14 protein-coding genes are annotated in these 19745 nt (G+C 68.7%); 3 read left to right on the plus strand and 11 right to left on the minus strand.

Annotated features, from left to right (window positions below; all coding sequences use genetic code 11):
- Positions 1 to 272: 272 nt before the first annotated feature.
- Complete coding sequence (locus tag Vse01_RS13050) at positions 273 to 1451, plus strand: helix-turn-helix domain-containing protein (RefSeq protein ID WP_093404766.1); 1179 nt, start codon at positions 273 to 275, stop codon at positions 1449 to 1451.
- Between the two features lie 260 nt (positions 1452 to 1711).
- On the opposite strand, the gene glgA is transcribed toward Vse01_RS13050, so the two are convergent.
- Positions 1712 to 2911 carry a glycogen synthase gene (gene glgA, locus Vse01_RS13055; protein WP_093404764.1) on the minus strand — a complete coding sequence of 400 codons (1200 nt, stop codon included), beginning with the start codon at positions 2909 to 2911 and terminating at the stop codon, positions 1712 to 1714.
- A gap of 95 nt (positions 2912 to 3006) precedes the next feature.
- Here glgA and glgC point away from each other — a divergent pair, with 95 nt between their 5' ends.
- On the plus strand, positions 3007 to 4239 hold the full coding sequence (glgC, locus tag Vse01_RS13060) for a glucose-1-phosphate adenylyltransferase (protein WP_093404761.1): 1233 nt from the start codon (positions 3007 to 3009) through the stop codon (positions 4237 to 4239).
- Complete coding sequence (gene pgm, locus Vse01_RS13065) at positions 4236 to 5882, plus strand: phosphoglucomutase (alpha-D-glucose-1,6-bisphosphate-dependent) (RefSeq protein WP_093404759.1); 1647 nt, start codon at positions 4236 to 4238, stop codon at positions 5880 to 5882. Before glgC ends, pgm begins: the two co-directional genes overlap by 4 nt.
- A gap of 131 nt (positions 5883 to 6013) precedes the next feature.
- Here pgm and Vse01_RS13070 read toward each other — a convergent pair whose 3' ends face one another.
- The 10 genes from Vse01_RS13070 to Vse01_RS13115 form a co-directional block, all read right to left on the minus strand.
- On the minus strand, positions 6014 to 6514 hold the full coding sequence (locus tag Vse01_RS13070) for a hypothetical protein (protein WP_093404756.1): 501 nt from the start codon (positions 6512 to 6514) through the stop codon (positions 6014 to 6016).
- A 150-nt stretch (positions 6515 to 6664) separates the two neighbouring features.
- Entirely contained in the window at positions 6665 to 7594 is a 930-nt protein-coding gene (locus tag Vse01_RS13075) for an NAD(+)/NADH kinase (protein ID WP_093404754.1), read from the minus strand.
- 94 nt (positions 7595 to 7688) lie between these two features.
- On the minus strand, positions 7689 to 10802 hold the full coding sequence (locus Vse01_RS13080; RefSeq protein WP_093404751.1) for a M14 family metallopeptidase: 3114 nt from the start codon (positions 10800 to 10802) through the stop codon (positions 7689 to 7691).
- Positions 10803 to 10912: 110 nt separating this feature from the next.
- Positions 10913 to 12013 carry a non-hydrolyzing UDP-N-acetylglucosamine 2-epimerase gene (gene wecB, locus Vse01_RS13085; RefSeq protein WP_093404749.1) on the minus strand — a complete coding sequence of 367 codons (1101 nt, stop codon included), beginning with the start codon at positions 12011 to 12013 and terminating at the stop codon, positions 10913 to 10915.
- Entirely contained in the window at positions 12014 to 13249 is a 1236-nt protein-coding gene (locus tag Vse01_RS13090; protein ID WP_204019246.1) for a glycosyltransferase, read from the minus strand.
- Between the two features lie 198 nt (positions 13250 to 13447).
- Positions 13448 to 14848 (minus strand): lipopolysaccharide biosynthesis protein, encoded by a 1401-nt coding sequence (locus Vse01_RS13095; RefSeq protein ID WP_093404744.1) that lies wholly within the window; start codon positions 14846 to 14848, stop codon positions 13448 to 13450.
- An 11-nt stretch (positions 14849 to 14859) separates the two neighbouring features.
- Positions 14860 to 16254, minus strand: a complete 1395-nt coding sequence (locus Vse01_RS13100) for an O-antigen polymerase (protein WP_093404741.1) — start codon at positions 16252 to 16254, stop codon at positions 14860 to 14862.
- A 5-nt stretch (positions 16255 to 16259) separates the two neighbouring features.
- On the minus strand, positions 16260 to 17219 hold the full coding sequence (locus Vse01_RS13105; protein WP_093404739.1) for a dTDP-4-dehydrorhamnose reductase family protein: 960 nt from the start codon (positions 17217 to 17219) through the stop codon (positions 16260 to 16262).
- Entirely contained in the window at positions 17216 to 18520 is a 1305-nt protein-coding gene (locus tag Vse01_RS13110) for a glycosyltransferase family 4 protein (RefSeq protein WP_093404736.1), read from the minus strand. Before Vse01_RS13110 ends, Vse01_RS13105 begins: the two co-directional genes overlap by 4 nt.
- The gene (locus Vse01_RS13115; protein ID WP_275415494.1) at positions 18517 to 19566 is read right to left on the minus strand and encodes a polysaccharide biosynthesis protein; all 1050 of its coding nucleotides are present in this window, start codon (positions 19564 to 19566) and stop codon (positions 18517 to 18519) included. Before Vse01_RS13115 ends, Vse01_RS13110 begins: the two co-directional genes overlap by 4 nt.
- Positions 19567 to 19745 lie beyond the last annotated feature (179 nt).

Genomic DNA, 19745 nt, shown 5'->3' on the forward strand with positions numbered 1-19745 from the left:
AGCTTGGCTCCGGGCTGGAGCGCGCCGGACCGTATCGACGCGATCACGTCGGCGATGATCTGCTCGTACACAGGTTGTCTGGGCATGGCAACGGCCTCTCGTCAGCGCGTCGAGCATGCCACGCCGACCCTGCATCCTGTGCGTGCAGTGTTGACTGTGTATACAGTGTGCGCTAAGTTTGGGTCGCCAGAGGTTCTCTCGTCAGCAGCGGAGTGCTTCGTGGTGGGCGGGGTGGTCCCGTGCTGCCCCGCCCTGACCTTAAGGAGGAACAGATGCGTGAGCGTCGCGCGGTCAATGAGGTGCCGGTGGGGCGGCGGGTCGCGCAGTGGCGGGTACGGCGCAACATGACGCAGCAGCAGTTCGCCGACCGGCTCGGCAAGTCCAAGAGCTGGGTCGACAAGATCGAGCGTGGGGCACGTCGGCTGGAACGGGTGTCGAACCTCCGGGAAATCGCCGACGCCCTTCGGATCGACGTGCAGGTCCTCCTTGCCGAACGACCCGTGAGGCCGGGACAGGCTGACGCCGGTGTGGAGCGGATCCGGGCCGCGCTGGCCCGGTATCACGTGCCGGCCCCGCCCCGACCGCCCGACGTCGCGCAGTTACGGGCCGGTCTCGAACACGCGAAGCAGAGCTACCGGCATGCGCATTATCCGGCGCTGCTCACCGTGCTGCCCGGTCTGCTCGACGCCGTGCGGGCCGCCCGCATCGGCCGGCTCACCGACATGCTACTGGTGCCGGTCTATGGCCTGATCGCGTTGACCATGGTCAAGGTGGACCAGGGCGAGTTGGCGTGGTTGACCGCCGACCGGGCAATGGCCGTCGCCCTGGCCTCGGAGGATCCGCAGCTGACCGCCGTCGCCACCGTACCGCTGTGTCAGGCCCTGCGCTGCTGCGGCCGAAACGGAGCCGCCGTGCGGGCCGCCGTCGTCGCCGCCCACCGCCTCGGACCCCGACCCGGCACCCAGCCTCCGGCCAGCGTGGAGTCGCTGCGCGGGACGCTCCTGATTCAGGCCGCCCTGGCCGCCGCCGACCGGGCCGACGAACACAGCGCCCGAGGGCTGGTCGACCAAGCCGTCGAACTGGCCGACCAGGGGAGCTTCGGCGGTGAAGGATTCGGCGCCGCGGCAGTGCAGACGGCCCGTGTGCTCGTCGAGGCCGCGAGGGGAGACCTTCCAACGGCGACGGTACGCCACGAACGACTGCTGGCCAGCCCAGGCTGGCGGTGGCTGCCGCAAGAGCACCGGGCCGCGTACCTGCTCGACGTCGCGCGCGCGTACGCGGGGATCGGTGAGATGTCCCGGGCCGGGCGGGCGCTGCTGGAGGCCGAACGCGCCGCTCGCGGCGAGGTGCGTGACCGGCCGGCGGCGCGGAACCTGGTGGCGTTCGTGGCCCGGTCCACCGCCGCCCCGGCCGACCTGACCCGTCTCGCCGCCAGCCTGCACGCGACCTGAGCCGGCATGCTCGCCCGAATCCTCGCTCTCGCCATGCAGCGCCTACGCAATCTTGGAAAGTTTCCGTTCTTCGCTAACGGAAACTTTCCAAGATTGCGTCGGTCGGCTGGCGGGCGCAGCTGTGAGAGTCGGGGTCTGCGCCTGGTGCGGCACATGCGTGGCCGTGGCGGCGCGACCTCCACCGCGCAGATGCCCACCGACGCCCTGATGGCGCTGTTGCGCGGCGAGCAGTAAGGACGGGAGAAGTAACCCTTCCTTCCTTACCCGCGCAGGGAGCGGTAGAGGTCGAGGGTGTGGGCGGCGATGGCGTCCCAGGAGAAGTGTTCGACGGCGCGTCGCCGCCCGGCCCGGCCGAGCGTGGCGGCGCGTTCGGGCGCGGCCAGCAACTCGTTCAGGCGGGCCGCCAGGTCGGCCTCGAAGCGCGCCGGGTCGACGGGCGCGCCGTCGAGGCCCGCCTGCTCGATCGGGACCAGCAGGCCGGTCTCGCCGTCGGCGACCACCTCGGGGATGCCGCCGGTGGCGGTGGCCACCACCGCCGTCTCGCAGGCCATCGCCTCCAGGTTGACGATGCCCATCGGCTCGTACACCGACGGGCAGACGAAGATGGTGGCGTGGGTGAGCACCTGGATCACCTCGGACTTGGGCAGCATCTCGGCCACCCAGACCACCCCGGAGCGGCTCGCCCGTAGTTCGGCGACCAGGCCCTTCACCTCGGCGGCGATCTCCGGGGTGTCCGGTGCCCCGGCCAGCAGCACCAACTGGGTGTCCGCCGGCAGCTCGCGGGCGGCGCGCAGCAGGTGCGGCAGACCCTTCTGCCGGGTGATCCGCCCGACGTAGACCACGCTGGGCAGGGCCGGGTCGATGCCGAGGCGCGTCAGCACGTCCGTGCCCGGATCCGGGGCGTACTGCGCGGTGTCGATGCCGTTGTAGATCACGTGCACCCGGTCCGGATCCACCGACGGATACGCGGCCAGCACGTCCCGGCGCATCCCCGCGCTTACCGCCACGATCGCGTCGGCCGCCTCGTACGCCGTGCGCTCACACCACGAGGAGAGCGCGTAGCCACCGCCGAGCTGCTCGGCCTTCCACGGTCGCAGCGGCTCCAGGCTGTGCGCGGTCGCCACGTGCGGCACCCCGTACAGCAGCTTCGCGGTGTGCCCGGCCAGGTTCGCGTACCAGGTGTGGCTGTGCACCACGTCGGTGCCGGCACACCCGGCGGCCATCTCCAGATCCACGCCCATCGTGCGCAGCGCGGCGTTCGCGCCGGTCAGGGCCGCCGGCTCGGCGTACGCCCGAACTCCTGGCTCGGTACGCGGCGCGCCGAAGCAGTGCACCCGCACGTCGGTGATCCGGCGCAGCTCCCGGGCCAGATACTCGACGTGCACCCCGGCACCGCCGTAGACCTCCGGCGGGTACTCCCGGGTCAGCAGGTCCACTCGCAGCCGTGCGGAGTCCGTCATGCCCGGCACCCTAGTGCAGAATCCGGCGTCGCACCCGGCCGCGGAACTGTCCCGTACGAGTGGTGAACCGGCACCGGTATGGATAGCGTCTGTTCATGGCTGCCAAGGTGCTCGCGATCGTCCTGGCCGGCGGAGAGGGCAAGCGCCTGATGCCGCTGACCACGGACCGGGCCAAGCCGGCCGTCCCGTTCGGCGGGATGTACCGCATGGTCGACTTCGTCCTCTCCAACCTGGCCAACGCCGGCTATCTGAAGATCGTCGTGTTGACCCAGTACAAATCCCACTCCCTCGACCGACACATCACCAAGACGTGGCGGATGTCGACGCTGCTCGGCAACTACGTCACGCCGGTGCCCGCGCAGCAGCGCCGTGGCCCCTGGTGGTTCGCCGGCTCGGCCGACGCGATCTACCAGAGCTTCAACCTGATCTACGACGAGCAGCCCGACTACGTGATCGTCTTCGGCGCCGACCACATCTACCGGATGGACCCCCGGCAGATGGTGGAGGACCACATCGCCTCCGGCGCCGGGGTGACCGTCGCCGGCATCCGGCAGCCGCTGTCGACGGCCGACCAGTTCGGCGTCATCGAGGTCGGCGAGGACGGTCGACGGATCCGGGCCTTCCGGGAGAAGCCCACCGACGCCGTCGGCCTGCCCGACGCGCCCGACGAGATCTACGCCTCGATGGGCAACTACGTCTTCACCACCCGGGCGCTCATCGACGCGGTCGAACGCGACGCCGACGACAAGACCAGCAAGCACGACATGGGCGGCAGCATCATCCCGATGCTCGTCGAGCGCGGCGAGGCGAACGTCTACGACTTCCGCGACAACGAGGTGCCCGGCAGCACCGACCGGGACCGCGGCTACTGGCGCGACGTCGGAACCCTCGACTCGTTCTACGACGCCCACATGGATCTGATCAACGTCCACCCGGTGTTCAACCTCTACAACTTCGACTGGCCGATCTACACCGAGCAGCCGCCGTATCCGCCGGCCAAGTTCGTGCACCAGTGGGGGGAGCGGGTCGGCCGGGCGGTCGCCTCGATGGTCTCGCCCGGCGCGGTGATCTCCGGCTCCCTGGTGGAGAACTCGATCGTCTCGCCCAAGGTGAAGGTCCACTCCTGGGCCCACGTGGACGGCTCGGTGCTCATGGAGGGTGTCGAGATCGGCCGGCACGCGGTGGTCCGCCGGGCCATCCTCGACAAGAACGTCCAGGTGCCCGAGGGCGCCGAGATCGGCGTGGACCTGGAACGGGACCGGCAGCGCTACACGGTCTCCGACAACGGCATCGTGGTCATCGGCAAAGGACAGAAGGTAGAACCGTGAGCGCTCATCCCCGTGCCGGCCAGCCCGCCGAGCCCGCCGACCTGGTCGACGTACCACGGCTGGTGACCGCCTACTACGCCGAGCATCCCGACCCGGCCGACCCGGCGCAGCAGGTCTCCTTCGGCACCTCGGGGCACCGCGGGTCGAGCCTGCGCAACGCCTTCAACTCCGACCACATCCTCGCCGTCACCCAGGCGCTCTGCGACTACCGCCGCGAGCAGGGCGTCGACGGCCCGCTCTTCCTCGGCCGGGACACCCACGCGCTGTCCACCCCGGCGGCCGTCGACGCCCTGGAGGTGCTCGCGGCCAACGACGTCACAGTGTTGCTGGACAGCCGCGACGGCTACACCCCCACCCCGGCCGTGTCGCACGCCATCCTGACCCACAACCGAGGCCGCACCGCCGGCCTCGCCGACGGCATCGTGATCACCCCGTCGCACAACCCACCGGACGACGGCGGATTCAAGTACAACCCGACCCACGGCGGCCCGGCCGACTCCGACGTCACGAAGTGGATCCAGGACCGCGCGAACGCGATCCTCGCCGCCGGGCTCAAGGAGGTGCGCCGCATCCCGTACGCGCGGGCCCGCGCCGCCGACACCACCGACACGTACGACTTCCTCGCCGCGTACGTCGACGACCTGCCGGCGGTGCTCGACCTGGACGCGATCCGCGCCGCCGGGGTCCGCATCGGCGCCGACCCGCTCGGCGGCGCCAGCGTCGACTACTGGGGCGAGATCGCCGACCGGCACCGGCTCGACCTGACAGTGGTCAACCCGACCGTCGACCCGACCTGGCGGTTCATGACCCTCGACGGCGACGGCAAGATCCGGATGGACTGCTCGTCGCCGAACGCGATGGCCTCGCTGATCGCCAGGCGCGCCGACTACCAGGTGGCCACCGGAAACGACGCTGACGCCGACCGGCACGGCATCGTCACCCCCGACGCCGGGCTGATGAACCCCAACCACTACCTCGCCGTCGCCATCGCTCACCTGTTCCGTACCCGTGGGAACTGGGGCCCGGACGCGGCGGTCGGCAAGACCCTGGTCTCCTCATCCATGATCGACCGCGTCGCCGCCGACCTCGGCCGCCCGCTGCTGGAGGTGCCGGTCGGTTTCAAGTGGTTCGTGCCCGGACTGCTCGACGGCGCGGTAGGTTTCGGCGGCGAGGAGAGCGCCGGCGCGTCCTTCCTGCGCCGCGACGGCGGCACCTGGACCACCGACAAGGACGGCATCCTGCTCTGCCTGCTCGCCGCCGAGATCATCGGCAGCACCGGGCGGACCCCGAGCGAGCACTGGGCCGAGTTGGCCGACCGGTTCGGCGCACCCGCGTACGCCCGCATCGACGCACCCGCCACCCGGGAGCAGAAGGCCGTGCTCGGCAAGCTCTCCCCGGAGCAGGTACGCGCCACCGAACTGGCCGGCGAACCGATCACCGCCACGCTTACCACCGCCCCCGGCAACGGGGCCCCGATCGGCGGCCTGAAGGTGACCACCGAGTCGGGCTGGTTCGCCGCCCGCCCGTCCGGCACCGAGGACGTCTACAAGATCTACGCCGAGTCCTTCCAGGGCCCCGACCACCTGGCCCGTCTCCAACAGGAGGCCCAGGCCCTGGTCACCGACGTCCTCGGCAGCGCCTGAAGCCGTCGCGGAAACGCGGACGAGCGACCGGCCCTCGCCGTCCGGTCGGCCACCGCTCCCGCCGGGTCGGGCGGTGCCCAAGCCGCGGTGCCGGGTGTGGTGACCGTGGGTGACCACACCCGGCTGCCCTGTCACGAGCCGTTGGGGCCGATCGACGTGGGGCGGAAGGTGTACTCCCGACCGCAGTAGTCCGGCACGGTGCTGGGCCGGTCGAGCGACGTCCGGCAGACCTGGATCACCACGCGGTCGATGCCCACCGCCCAGGCGTCGGAGTCGAGAACGAAGTCGAACCGCAGCACTCCGTTGTCCACCCGCTGCGCTGCTCGGTCGATCGGACGTTCGCCCGCGTACGCGACGTAGCTGGCGATTGTGTAACGACGGTCGTCGCGGCAGAAGATCGGCTCGTTGGCGCTGGGCCGGTCAACGACGACTCCGGTCAGCCGCACGGCCTTGGTTGGCGCGGTGGAACGCCACTCCAGGACGCCTTCGGTGTAGCCATAGGTGCAGTTGTCTCCGGAGGGGACGGAGAAACGCTGGGAGATCGGGACGGCGGCTGCGCTGCCGGCCATGACGGTGGTGGCGAGAAGCGCGGCGGCGAGGACGGTCGCCGCCCGCAGCAGTGCGCGGATCATGTGCCTCCTTCCAGACTGATCCGGCGCGGTGGTGGGTCGGGCGGGAAGGTCGCGACAGGGGGGCCCGATTGGGACGGCCACCGACACCGGTTGCGGATTAAGTGAAGTCTATCGATGTAAGGGTGGAAAGTCAGCCGCCGCGGCGCCGGATCAACGCGGCGGTGGCATCTCGCGGCGGCCCAGCTGACGACGCAGGTTCTCGGGGAGCAGTTCGCGAAGCTGCTCGGGCAGCAGCGGCAGGTCGAGCAGGCTCAGCTTGAGCTGGCTGCGTTCCTGGTAGCGGGCCGGGTCGAGGCGGACCACCAGGCCCGCGTCGGCGCGGTAGCCGATGTCCACCGCACCGGAGGTCGAACCGTCCCGGATGACCTGGCCGTCCACCTCGATCGCGACCGGCGCGGACCCGGGCCGCAGTTCCAGCCGGACCCGTTCGTCGGGGGAGAGCACCACCGATCGCGAGATGCCGGACATCGGCGCGCTGGGGGTGACCACCACGGCACGCGTCGCGGGAGAGATCAGCGGCCCGCCAGCGGCGTAACTGTAGGCGGTCGACCCGCTGGGGGTGCTCACGACCAGCGCGTCACAGCGGTAGTAGCCGTACTGCTGCCCGTTCACCGCCAGGGTCGCGCTGACGAAACCCTGCCCGGGGTGGCGGATCAGCGCGATGTCGTTGAACGCGACCACGTCGTCGCCGCACACGTCGCAGGCCAGGCAGCTGTGCGACTCGACGGTGTACTCACCGGCCAGCAGCCGGTCCAGCGCCGCCGGCAGCTCCGGCGGCTCCACCTCCACCAGAAACCCCAACTTGCCCAGGTGTACGCCGAGCACCGGCTTGGGATCGGGTACGGCCGCCCGCAGCGCCCCCAGCATCGTGCCGTCCCCGCCGATGCTGACCAGCACGTCCGCCCCGGCGGGGAGGTGGTCCTCCGGTACCGGGCGGACGGACTCGGGCACCCGCTGCCGGTCCTGCTCGCGTACCGTCAGGGCCACCTCGTGCCGCGCGGCCCAGGCGGCGATGGTGTCCACCACCGGGGACACGTCCCGGGTGGGGTGCAGCACCAGCCCGAGCCGGATGCGGTCCATACCCACAGCTCACCACAGTCGGAGCGCCTTTCATGCCGGTACGCGGCAAGGCGCGCCGGCGGTGTCCCGACCGCCGGCGCGCCCTAGACCGCCGCTACCGGCGCGGTCGGCCCGTCAGATGGTTCAGCGACCGGGCGACCAACTCGTCGCGGGCCGCCGGCGCCAACCCCTCCAGCCCGAAGCCCAGGTAGACGGTGTCCCGGGTGACCACCGTCGAACCCTCCTCGAACGCCTGCTGGCTGCGCGACCAGTCGTTGGCCGTCGGGGCGGACCCCTCCGGCGGACCGGCCACCGTCCAGCCACCGAGGTCCGTCTCGAACGACGTCTCGGCGACGGTGGCCCCGTCCACCACGACCCGGGTGTCGTCGATGAACAGACCGAGACCCTGGGTGGCCCAGTCGCTGGCGTAGCTGATGGAGACCTCCACCTGCCCGCCCGCGTACCCGGACAGGTCGGCCACGAACTCCTTCCAGCCGTTGGAGGTGCCGGTCGCCGCGTGCCACTGGCCGGTGCTGCCGGTCGGCGAACAGTCCGCGCCCTGGTAGTGGGCGAGGAACGGGTGCAGTTGAGCCACCCAGCCGGAGGCGCAGCTGTCGCCGGTCTCCTGGGTGGTCAGGCCCCCGGCGTCCGGCAGCGTGGTCCAGTCGTCGGTGCCGACCGCACGCGCCTCGACGAACATGAAGTCCCAGTTCGTCTCGATGTCGAACGAGGTGTAGAAGCGCAGCTCAGCGCTGCTCGCCCCGGTCAGGTCCACCGTCCGGGTCAGCCGCTTGTACGACTCGTCGGACTGCCCGCTGAACAGGTACCACTCGCCGGTACGCGGATCGAACGGCGCCCCGCCCGGGCGCCCCCAACCCACCGGGGCGGAGCTGGTGAACTGCGGGAACTGTGCCGGCGGCAGGAAACTCGACGTGGTCAGGAACGAGGCGGTGTGATCCTGGTTGCCGGCCGAGCCATCGGCGTTGAGCGTTCCAGTGAAGCCGGCGAACGCCCCGTCGTCACCCCGGACCGGGTACGGCTGCCCGTCGGGTGAGGTGCCGCCGTCACTGACATAGTTGTACGCCCCCAGCCAGTACTGCTGGAAGTCGTTGAGCAGCGGCAGGCAGCTCGGATCGGCGGCGTCGGTGCACTCCGGCGGGGCGTCCGGCAGGTAGCCGTACGAACCGTTGGCCGCCTGGGCGTAGAGCGCGTACTTGCCGCTGATCAGCAGCTTGCCGCCCTCGTTGAGGTAGTCCCGGACGGACAGCTCGGTGTCCACCGCCGCCTTCGCCACCGTGCCCGGCACCTGACCCGGCTCGCGCAGGATGATGTCGTCGCCGGTCTCCCAGACCACCGCGTCGTAGTGCGACAGCACACCCAGGTGGTGCGGGGCGGCACGCCCCATCGCGTCGAAGTCGTACACGTCGCTGCTGCGCCCGGCGGCCTTCAGCGACGCGGCGACCTCGTCGGCGTACTTCGCGGTGGTGGTGTCCTGGGCGGGACTGACACCTGTGACGTCCTCCACGGCCAGCACCAGCACGTCCCCACCGATGTCGTCGTGCACCCGGTAGGTGAAGCGCTCGCTGCTGACCTTGCCCCGGCCCGGTCTGGTAGCGGTGAACCAGACCCGCACCCGGTCGCCGGGTCGGGCACCGGTGACCTTGCCGCGCAGTTCGGCGAAGTAGTCGTTGTGGGTGTCGCCGTAGCGTTCACCGCCGCGCCACTCACGGACCCGGGTGGACTTCGTCCGGCCCCCGTTGATCGACCAGTTCAGCTTGACGTTCTTCAACGAGCGCCGGGTGATCGCGGCGACCTGCTGGGTCCGGCCGTACGACACGTCGAAGGCGTCCACCAAGAAGTCCGGGGTGCTGCGGCCGACCACCGAGACCGGATCGTCCGGCTGGTGGGCCGACTTCGCCACCGACAGCGCGAACGGAATGTTCTTGGCCACCTCGGCGGCGATCAACTTCTCGTCGTCGGGGAAGATGAAGCCGCTGACGCAGTCCTCCGGCAGCCACTGGTCGTCCGGGTCCGACTCGGCCGCCGCCTGGCAGGTGGACATCTCCGGGGTGAAGCCCAGCGTGCCGTAGCGCACCGTCGCGTGGCTGTCCGTGTCGCCGTTTGTGGTGTAAAGCTCGGCGGAGATGTCCGGGTCGTAGCCGGGCACCGCGGGATTGGCGTCGTCGCCGACAAGCGTCTCGTAGATCACGTCGTCCGGGGTAGGCGTGGCGACCTGCCAGCCGACGCCGTACAGCAGCAACTGCGCGGCGGAGTGGTAGTTGACGAAGAACTCGAACCTGAGCCGCTTGAACAACGCGTCCAGCGCCTTCGTCTCCGGCTCCGAGTTCGGACCCGGCCCCCGGTAGGTGTCACTGGCCGGGTCCGGCGACGACCCCTCGTTGTCGTAGCCCCACTTGTAGCTGAAGTTACGGTTCAGGTCGACGCCGTCGGCCCCGGTAATCTCGCCGTCGCCGTTGTTGTCGCGCAGGTTCTTGCGCCACAGCCGGTTACCGGGGGTGAAGGTGTGGTCGTAGCCGTCCGGGTTGAGCACCGGGATGAACCACAGCTCGGTGGTGTCCACCAACCGGGTGATCTCCCGATCCGAGCCGTACCCGGTCAGCACGTGGTGCATCAGCCGACGGGTCATCTCCGGCGTGATCCACTCCCGGGCGTGCTGGGTACCGCCGTACAGCACCGCCGGCCGCTTGCCGTCCTTGATCTTCTTCGCGTCCCTGGTCACCTTGATCGCGAGGATCGGCTTACCCTGGGCCGACCGACCGATGCTCTGCACCTTGGTCAGCTTCGGATAACGGGCCGCCGTCGCGGTGATCTCGTCGCGGATGCCGCCCGGCTCGCTGTACGACCGGAAGGCCCGCCAGCCCGCCGCGGCCTGCTCCCGCAGCACCTGCGAGGCATCCTTGCCGCGGACCTTCTTGACCTCCAGATCGACGCCCTTGCGGGCCAGCCGGTCGGCCTGCCCCCGGCTGAGCACCGTCTCGATCTCCGTCTTGCCGGCTTGGTCGGGCGTCGCACCGTGCCCGATGTCGACACCTGCCTCCCGCAACGTGTGCAGCTGCGCGGGATCGACAGTGCCGACGTACACCTCCAGGCCGTCTCGGCCGTCGCGACCGCCCGGATCGGACGGTGGTCGTGCACTCGCCGGTGCGGTAAGCACCAGCGCACCGACCAGAGTGAACACGCCGGCGATCGCCAGCCGTGTGCGCCTCATCCTGCCCCCTAATGGTGAAAGGGTTGTCGGCGCGAGCCTTCCGGCGGAACCGCAAATATGTCAATACGCTGATCAGCTATCTGCCTTGTCTGCCGCCAGCGTGCCCGCCCTCAGCCCGCGCCGACGAACTGAGCGATCACGTCGGCTATCCGGATGCCGGCCCGCCCGTCCCAGAGTGGCGGTGTGGGCCAGCCGGCCGCGGGGCGTTGCACCTCCAGCAGTGCCTTGACCGCCTCCGCCAGATCTTCCCGATTCACCAGACGATTCGTGCCGTGCGTGATAGTCACGGGACGTTCGGTCTCGGCGCGTAGGGTCAGGCACGGCACGCCCAGGACTGTCGTCTCCTCCTGCACGCCGCCGGAATCGGTGATCACGACTTGAGCACCGCGCACCAGGCTCAGGAACTCCACGTAGCCCTGCGGCTCGATAACGCGGATCTGTGGGTGACGAAAAAGACCTGCGGTGGCCAGACGCTCGCGGCCACGAGGATGTAGCGGCAGCACGATGGGGAGTTGGTCGGCCACCGTGTGCAGGGCCTTGGAGAGTTCCGCAGCATCACCGGGATCGTCGACGTTCGCTGGCCGGTGCAAGGTCGCGACTCCGTACCGCTGGGGGAGGGCTAATTGCCGACGAATGAGCGGGACGTCGAACAGGTGCAGGTTGGCGAGCAGCGTGTCGATCATCGGGTTCCCGACGAAGTGGACCTTGCTCGGGTCCAGTCCTTCGTTGCCGAGGTGGACCAGCGCGTCCGGACTCGTGGCGAACAACAGCTGCGACAGCCGGTCTGTGACCAACCGATTGATCTCCTCCGGCATTGACCGGTTGAAGCTCCGCAGGCCCGCCTCCACGTGAGCCACCGGAATGTCGAGCTTCGTGGCAACCAGGGTGGCGGCCAGGGTGCTATTCACGTCACCGTAAACAACGATCAGGCTCGGACGCGACACCATCAAGAGCCGCTCGAGCCGCACCATGATCTCGCCAGTCTGGCTGGCGTGGCTGCCCGAGCCGACCGCGAGATTCTCGTCGGGCTCCGGCAGGCCGAGTTGGCGGAAGAAGACGTTTGACATGCGCTCGTCATAGTGCTGTCCGGTGTGTATTAGGCGCTGCCGAACGCTGCGGTCGTCGAGCGCCCGCACGACCGGCGCCGCCTTGGGGAAGTTGGGCCGGGCACCCGTGACGTGCACGACCTGAAACGGGATGTTGGTGCTCATTTAGGCCCCCGGGGACGGGATCGAGGTTAACGGCGAGGTCGACTGGGCGCGGGCGGCGTCCAGGAGGCGCTTCTGCAGCATTGAGGTTTCCGCCTCCCATACAAACTCCGACCGGCCGGTCCGGTAGCAGTGCTCTGCCATCGCCCGAACGCCGGGCAGGTCCGACGCGAGTTCGCGCAGTAGCCCGCTGAGCGCTGTGGTTTCGGCCGGAACCGACCAGCCGACCGCGAACCGCCGGATCAGTGCCTGGTTCTCCGCCAGATCTCCGGCGATGACGGGGCGGCCGGCGACCACGCCCTCGAAGAGTTTGTTGGATAGCGAGTCGTTGGCAAGGTCTACCGCCTCGTAGAGCGCGGTGGCGACGTGGGCGCGCTGGATCCGTGCGGCTACCTCGGTGGACGGGCATGGCCCGAGTAGCGACACGTAGGCTTCGGCGTCCGCGGCGCGGATCCGGTCCAGCAGACTCGCCCGATACTGCTGGCTCGCCGGGCCCGTGACCTCCAGCCGAATCGGAGCCCCGGCGGTCCGGGCGGTGACGGTGGCATCGATGAGGGCCTCGATACCACGTCCGGGGTAGAGGGTGCCGACGCAGGCGACAATCAGGTCTGGTCCCGGTGGCGGGGGTACGAAATCCGGCGCGAACGCGGCTAGCGGTACATTGCGAACGACGAGCACATCGTCGAGGCCAAGCCTGCGGAACTGTGCCGCGTGACTCTCGCAAACCGCCACCACAGTCACGGGGGCGCGTCGCGCTACGAGCCTGAGCAGGGCGGGTTCCATCCGCGAGAACCAGGTGGCGAGCGAGCCCCGGGTGCGGATACCGCCCGGACGTTCCCTTCCGTTCAGGATCACCTGACTGCCCCAACGTCGACGGTGCGCCAGGCCAATCCAAAACAACGCGATGTGCCCTACGAATACAGTCCTGGCCCGGGTGGCGAGGACCCGCTTGCGCAGGTGCCACAGGGCGGGGAGGTAGACGGTGATCAGGTTGCGGATCGAGGCGGTAAGCCTGCGTCTCTGGTCGATGCGGCCCACCGGAAGCTGCTCCACCTCGATGCCGTCGATCCGAGATAGCCCGGCATCGTCGGCCGCGCCGTTGCGGCCAACCTTGGCGAGCGTGATCGCCCGGGTGGGGCCGGGCAGGTGGGGCGCGGCCGTCACCGCGATCTTCCGCGTCCTAGTGGAATGCCGGAAAGGTGAGAGGTCGCACAAGATGAGACTTGTGTCGGTTGTCATGCGAACGCCCATTCTTCTGGGTCCGCCGCGCTGCTGTGCGCAACGGCCGTACCGGTAGGGACGGGGTCGGAGAGCCGTCGCGTAGCCAGCCGGATCGGCGACGGGAACCCTTGGCTCAACGAACCAGAGGTTCTCCGCGTTGCGAGTACCCTTGCGCAGGGCGGTCCGCCAGCCAGCAGAGGTACCGAGGCATCGACGTCACCGGCTGTCTGCTAGGGCGGGAGGCGCCTGCTCTGACTTGTGCGACGATTCCTGCCCGCGTGCGCTCGTGACGACGTGGTACGAAAGTAGCCAGGATGCGCCGTAGGCACTGGCTGCGGAGAGGCCGAATGCCCACACCGCCGCCAGTGCCGAGCCTCCGGACCGAGCGGTGATCATGACCGCCGCTGCAACCAGAAGCAGCCGGCCCACGTCCCAAGCGAGCTGAAGACCCTGCCTTCCGAAGACGATCAGGGTCTGGGACAGCGATGAACCGACGAGCTGCGCCGCTGTGAAGACGGCCAGCGCCTGTACGTACGTGCCGCTCGTGCTCCACTCGGCCCCGAACACCCGCGTAAAGGCAGGTGGTACGGCGAAGGCGATGAGCAGTGCCCCGGGAGCGGCGACCATCCCCAGTTGCCGGCTGACCTGCAGAAAAAGCGCCGCTGCCTGTCCGCCGCCTGTCCGCGCTGCCCGTGACAGCTCGGCAAGGTACACCTGCGCGACGGCTAGACCAAGCAGCCCGACAGGAATGGCGAGCACCCGCTGGGTGAAGCCAAACCATCCGGCTACCGCACTCCCGTAGTAGTAGGCGATTAGCAGGACGGGAAGTTGCAGCCCCAGCACATTGAGCAGCCCCGACGGAGCGAGTAGCAGGGGAAATCTTCGGTGCTTGAGGGCCGTCCGCCACAGGCTGCGGTGGCGTGTCTCTGGCTTCCCGTCACCGCTCCGGCGGCGCATGCCGGGGAGGAGGCTGAGCGCGCCCACGGTCTGGCCGACGCCCAGCCCCAGGGCCAGGCCTCCGACCCGCAGCCCCATCAGCCCGGCACCGATCTGTGTCAGCAAGGTTGCGCCGGCCTGGAAAAAGTTGCGCCGGCCAATTGCGGGATATCGCTGATACCGGATGGCCAACTGGTTTAGCACCTGGACGGCGGCAATCGCCGCTGCCGTCCACGGTGTCAGCCACAACCACGACGACAGTGCCGGCTGGTTGAACAGCGCCGCGATTTCGCCTCTGGCCACCATGAGCACGGCTGTGCCGGCCAGCGCCGTACCGAGGGCCGCCAGCAGACCCACCGCCACTAGGTCGTGGGCCTCTTGGTCCCGCTCCGGTAGTGGCACCGCGAGTTCGAAGCGGCCAGAGGCCACCGCACCTAGGGTCGTGGCGAGCGTGCCGAGTACGGCGAAGGCCCCGAAGTCGGCCGGGCTGTACATTCGGGCGAGTACCGGTGCGGCGAGCAGCAGGAGCAACTGTCCTCCGGCGCTTCCCGAGGCGATGCTCAATACTCCCCGGTGGCTGCTGCCCAGCCGCTGGCGGTAGCACCAGCGGAAAGCGGCCCGGTGCCGCCGAGGAGCATTGCCCAATGTCATGTCATCGGGGGTGTTCCTGTCTGACAGCATCCGCACGCCGGTCAGACCCGTCCGGAGACCTGCTGCCCGGCTGCTGCGTGACCCGGCCGATAGATGTCGGGTGCCGGTACCTCGAAGGGCCGCGACGTCGCGGCCGTCCGATCTGCACGGGTGGCTGAATGCCGCCGCCGGCCGCCCATCCGTCCGCCCCAAAACCACAGTCCGAGGTAGCTGACCAAGCCGACGTTCAGTGGCGTCTCGATTCCGCCAGCGATCCAGGTGCCGAGAACGACGGTGATCCCTGCAATTCCCACCAATTGAAGAGAATTGTACCGCCGTCTGCGCAGGGAGCGCTGGGTGAGGATTTGGAGCGAGATGCCGAACAGGGCGGCCAGGACAATCAGTCCAACCGTGTCGAAGTTGTAGTGGATTGAGCCCCAGAGCGATGGTGGAGACGTGCCGCGGGTGGACCAGTAAACGGTATAGAAGATCTCGGAGCTGAGTGTGCTTCCGCGGTGGCCGGGCAGGACACTGAGTAGTCCCTCAAGCCACTCGCCGCCATTGCGAACCGGCAGCATGGACGTGTAGTTAAAGGCGGCGATGCCGGACGCCTGGTTGTCGTGCACGAAGCGGTCGATGAGATCGGCTGTCACGGCTCGTAGCGGACTTTCGCTCTGCCCGTCACGCCGAGCCAGGACATAGGTCGCCAGCATCACGAGGGGCAGCCCCAGCACGATCGGGAGGACGGCCGCCCGTGGCAGGCTTCGCCGGTTGTGCAGGTAGGCGTAGACAATCGCGGTGGTCAGGAACACGACCAAGGCGCCACGTTGCCCGGTGCCTAGCAGCGCGGCAGCGGACAGCACAATGAGGGCCGCCGAGCCCGCCCGTGCGACGAGGCCGCCTCGGCTGAACGACCACACGGCTACCACGAGGGTCAGTGCTGGCAGGATGGCGTTTTTAAACTGATTGACGAATCCTGGGAACAGGTATTTTTCGCCGGCATACGAATCAAGGCGCAGGTTGGCTATATCCGCCGGTGTCCCGTCGAGTTGGCCCTGCAGGCCAAGAAAGAAGGCGCTGTATCCGACGGCGGTGAAGTAGGCGACCGTCACGACGACCGATACTGCGATAACTAACAGGATTGAACCAGTAGGCGCTACCAACGTGACCGAATAGTCGGAGTTCACGGCCCTGGTCCCGCTCTGGCGTGCGAAGTGCTGCATGGCCAGACTGGTCACCATGCTGGCGATGATGTATAGAGCTACAGCGGCGGCCATTAGCTGTGCGTAGAACAGTTCTGTCTCGGACTCGATGTCGACAAGCCGCACGGTGCCGTAGAGCATCAGCAGTTGGCAGACCACGAAGAGGCCGTCTGGTGTGAGTAGGCCGTACCGGCGCATCGCGACCGCGTAGTGAACCACGGCGAGTCCGAGGACCGGAAGGAAAAGGGTGATCATCTGCGTCAGCTCCGCGAGAGAGGGGCAGTCGCCATACCGGGTGGCCCGTTCGATGACAGTCGTCGTGTGGTGGCTTCTCGGCTAACGGAGACGAAGCCGTTACGGGTCCACCGCACCCGTGCCTCTGCCAGACGGTAGATCATCTCCGGCCAGGAGGGCGGGCGGTACCCGGTGACCTGCGCCAGGGCGTCGGCATTCATGGAGCGGTCGCAGACGAATGCGTCGTGCTGGACGACGTCACCGGTCCAGCCGTACGTGTCCGCAATCAGCTTGAGCAGCTCGTACTTCGATATGGGCGTCGCCGCCACGTGGTAGAGGCCGGTGAGGTCCTCTCTCGGCAGCACCACCGACCGCAGCAGCCGGGCAAACTCCACGGTGGTGATGCCACTGTAGATCGCCTTGGTGTAGCCGGACACAACGCCACGCTGGGAGAGGAACCAGTCGACCAGGGAACGGTGACCGCTCAGCTCGTGGCCGATGATCGACGTGCGCAGCGTCAGGGCCGGTGCGCGGTCGACCTCGCCGAGCAGCTTCGACCGGCCGTACAGGTCCGGCGGGTCGGGGATGTCGGTCTCCACGTAGCCGCCCCGGTCGCCGGAGAAGACGCAGTCGGTGCTGACGTGCACCAGACGTACGCCGCGTTGTACGCACTCCTCGGCCAGCTGGTGCGGGAACAGGGCGTTGACGGTGACGGTGTGTACGGCGTTCTGTACCTCGGGCCGCTGCTTGATCACGCCCACGCAGTTGACCACCACGTCGGGGGCGACCTGGTCGAGCAGGCGGCCCATCCGCCCGTGGGCGAGCACGTCGATCCCCGTGCTGACTCGTGCTGCGACCGTCGGCGGCAAGCCGGCGCTGCTCCGCGCGGTGCCGTGCACTTCGACGCCGGGGGCGTCGTGCAGTTCCCGCATCAGGGTGTGCCCGAGCATTCCGGTGGCGCCCAGGACGAGTATCCGTCGGTTCATCGTCGCACCCGCTTTCGGTCGGGCCTGCTGCCGCCCTTCGCGGCCGCCGCGGCCAGCAGCTCGGCGAGGAGCTGGGCGTTGGCCGCCTCGCTCATGAGAAGCCGGTAGTGGTCGAGACCGGCCTGCCCCATCGCCCTTAGCTGCGCGCGAGGCGTGGCGTGGGCCAGCCGGATGGTCTGGGCCAGCCTCTGCGGATCGCCCGGAGCAGTGGTGAATCCGGCACCGGCGTCGGCCACCGCCCGGGCGGCCTCGCCGGGTGCGCAGGACAGGATCGGTTGGCCGCAGGCGAGAATGGTCTGCACCTTGCTCGGCATGGTGATCCGGAACAGCGGCTCGTCGGCGAGGCAGACGAGCTGGATGTCGGCAGCGGCCATCACGGCGGCCATGCGCTCCGGTGGGACCGGGTCGACGAAATGGACCGTACGGAGGCCGAGTTGGGCAGTCGTCGTACGCAGAGCCGATTTGCTAACCCCGTCGCCGACCAGCACCAGGTGAACGTCGGTCAGGTCGCGGAGCCGGCCCATGGCCGCGACCGCGACGCCGAGGTCCTGCGCCGGTCCGTGGTTCCCGCCGTACAGCACCACGAAGTCGTCGGGCGACAGGCCCAGACTGTTGCGCAGGTGCGGGTCGGGCTCGGTCGGCTGCATGAGCTTCTCGTCGGCCCAGTTGTAGACGACGGACACCTTCTCCGTGGGCACACCTCGTGCGACGAGCGTTTCCCGTAGCCCGGGGGACGGGACGGTGACGTGTTCGGCCTGACGGTAGGCGACATCTGTGAACCGGCTCAGCGTCGTCTCCGCTACCCGGCGAGCCAGACCGCGGGTGAGGAAACCAGTGGCGAAGACCGAGTCTGGCCAGAGGTCCATCACCATCAGCACGTACGGGATTCCCCACCGCAGCCGGGCGGCCAGGGCTGCGGTCGCCGCAGTGGCCGGCGACGAGTAGACGAGCGCTACGTCGGCGGTACGCAGGAGTGACGCGCCCAACAGCGTTGAGGACGTCGCCCAGCTCAGGTAGTTCGTGGCACGGCCCGCAGCGGACCGGTCGTGGCTGGGGTGCAACGGAGTCCGCAACACCCGGAGGCCGTCCACGTGGTCTACGACTGGCCGCCGGTGTGAGTAACCCGGGTGGACGATGCCGGTCGGATAGTTGGGCACCCCGGTCAGTACGTCCACCTCGAAGCCCTGCCGGCGTAGGCAGCGGGTGAGACCCAGCGGAATGGGCACCGGTTCTGGCGGGAAGAACTGGCTGATCAACGCGACCCGGGTGACCGTCGGGTCGACCGCCTCGGTCCCGCTCACGTGTCCCGGAACTCGGTCGGCTGGCCGACCTCGTCCAACTGCGCACGGACCTCCGGCAGAGTCAGCAGCAGCGACATGATCTCGGGGACGTCGAGCCGCCGGGCGTTGTGCGAGTGGTAGTCCGCGATGTGCTCCTGGCGGGTGTCGCCCTCGTCGAAGTACAGGGCGTAGTTGAGGTCGCGGCTGTCGATCGGTACCCGCAGGAAGTCGCCGAAGTCTTCGGCCCGAGCCAGGTCTTCCCGGCTGGCCAGCGTCTCGTACAACTTCTCGCCGTGCCGGGTGCCGAGCACCTCGAACTTCGCCGGAACGCCGAACAGGTTGCACAGCGCGGTAGCGAGGTCGGCGATGGTGCAGGCGCCCGCCTTGCGGATGAAGATGTCGCCGGGCTCGCCGTGTCGGAACGCGTGCTCGACCAGCTCGACGGACTGCCCCAGCGACATCAGGAACCGGGTCATGCTCGGCTCGGTCACCGTCGGAGCCAGGCCGTTGCGGATCTGCTCGATGAACAGCGGGATGACCGAGCCCCGCGAATACATGACGTTGCCGTAGCGGACGCAGCAGACCCGCGTCCGTGCCGACGGGTTGTTCCGCGCGTGCGCCTGGGCGACCTTCTCCATCAGCGCCTTGGTCATGCCCATCGCGTTGATGGGGTAGACGGCCTTGTCCGTGCTGAGCAGCACCAGTGTCTCGATGCCGTTGCGCTCGCAGGCGTCGACGACGTTGGCGCTGCCCAGCACGTTGGTCCGGACCGCCTCCAACGGAAAGAACTCGCAGGACGGCACCTGCTTCAGGGCTGCCGCGTGGAAGACGAACTCAACACCTCGCGCCGCCTTGTGGACGCTGTCGAAATCCCGGACGTCCCCGACGTAGTAGCGCACCCGGTCGTCGCGCAGCCGGTGTCGCATGGCGTCCTGCTTGGACTCGTCGCGGCTGAGTACGCGGACCTCTGCGGCACCGGCTTGGAGCAGCCGGGAGACCATCGTCTGCCCGAAGGAGCCGGTGCCGCCGGTGATCAAGAAATGGCGGTCCGAAAGCGAGGAATCCACATTTCCTCCTGTCTTTCCCTGCGGCCCCTGGGGGAGCTGGTGATTCGCATCGAATCGGACCATACAGCTCCACAACTCTGGGTGAGTCGCGATTGAGGAATCGATCTAAGATTCAACAAAATGACGATTGCTCGCACTTCATTAACGTTACCTCCGGACCGTTTGATTCGTTAAACCAC

The sequence above is a fragment of the Micromonospora sediminimaris genome, assembly GCF_016863575.1.
GTDB lineage: Bacteria > Actinomycetota > Actinomycetes > Mycobacteriales > Micromonosporaceae > Micromonospora > Micromonospora sediminimaris.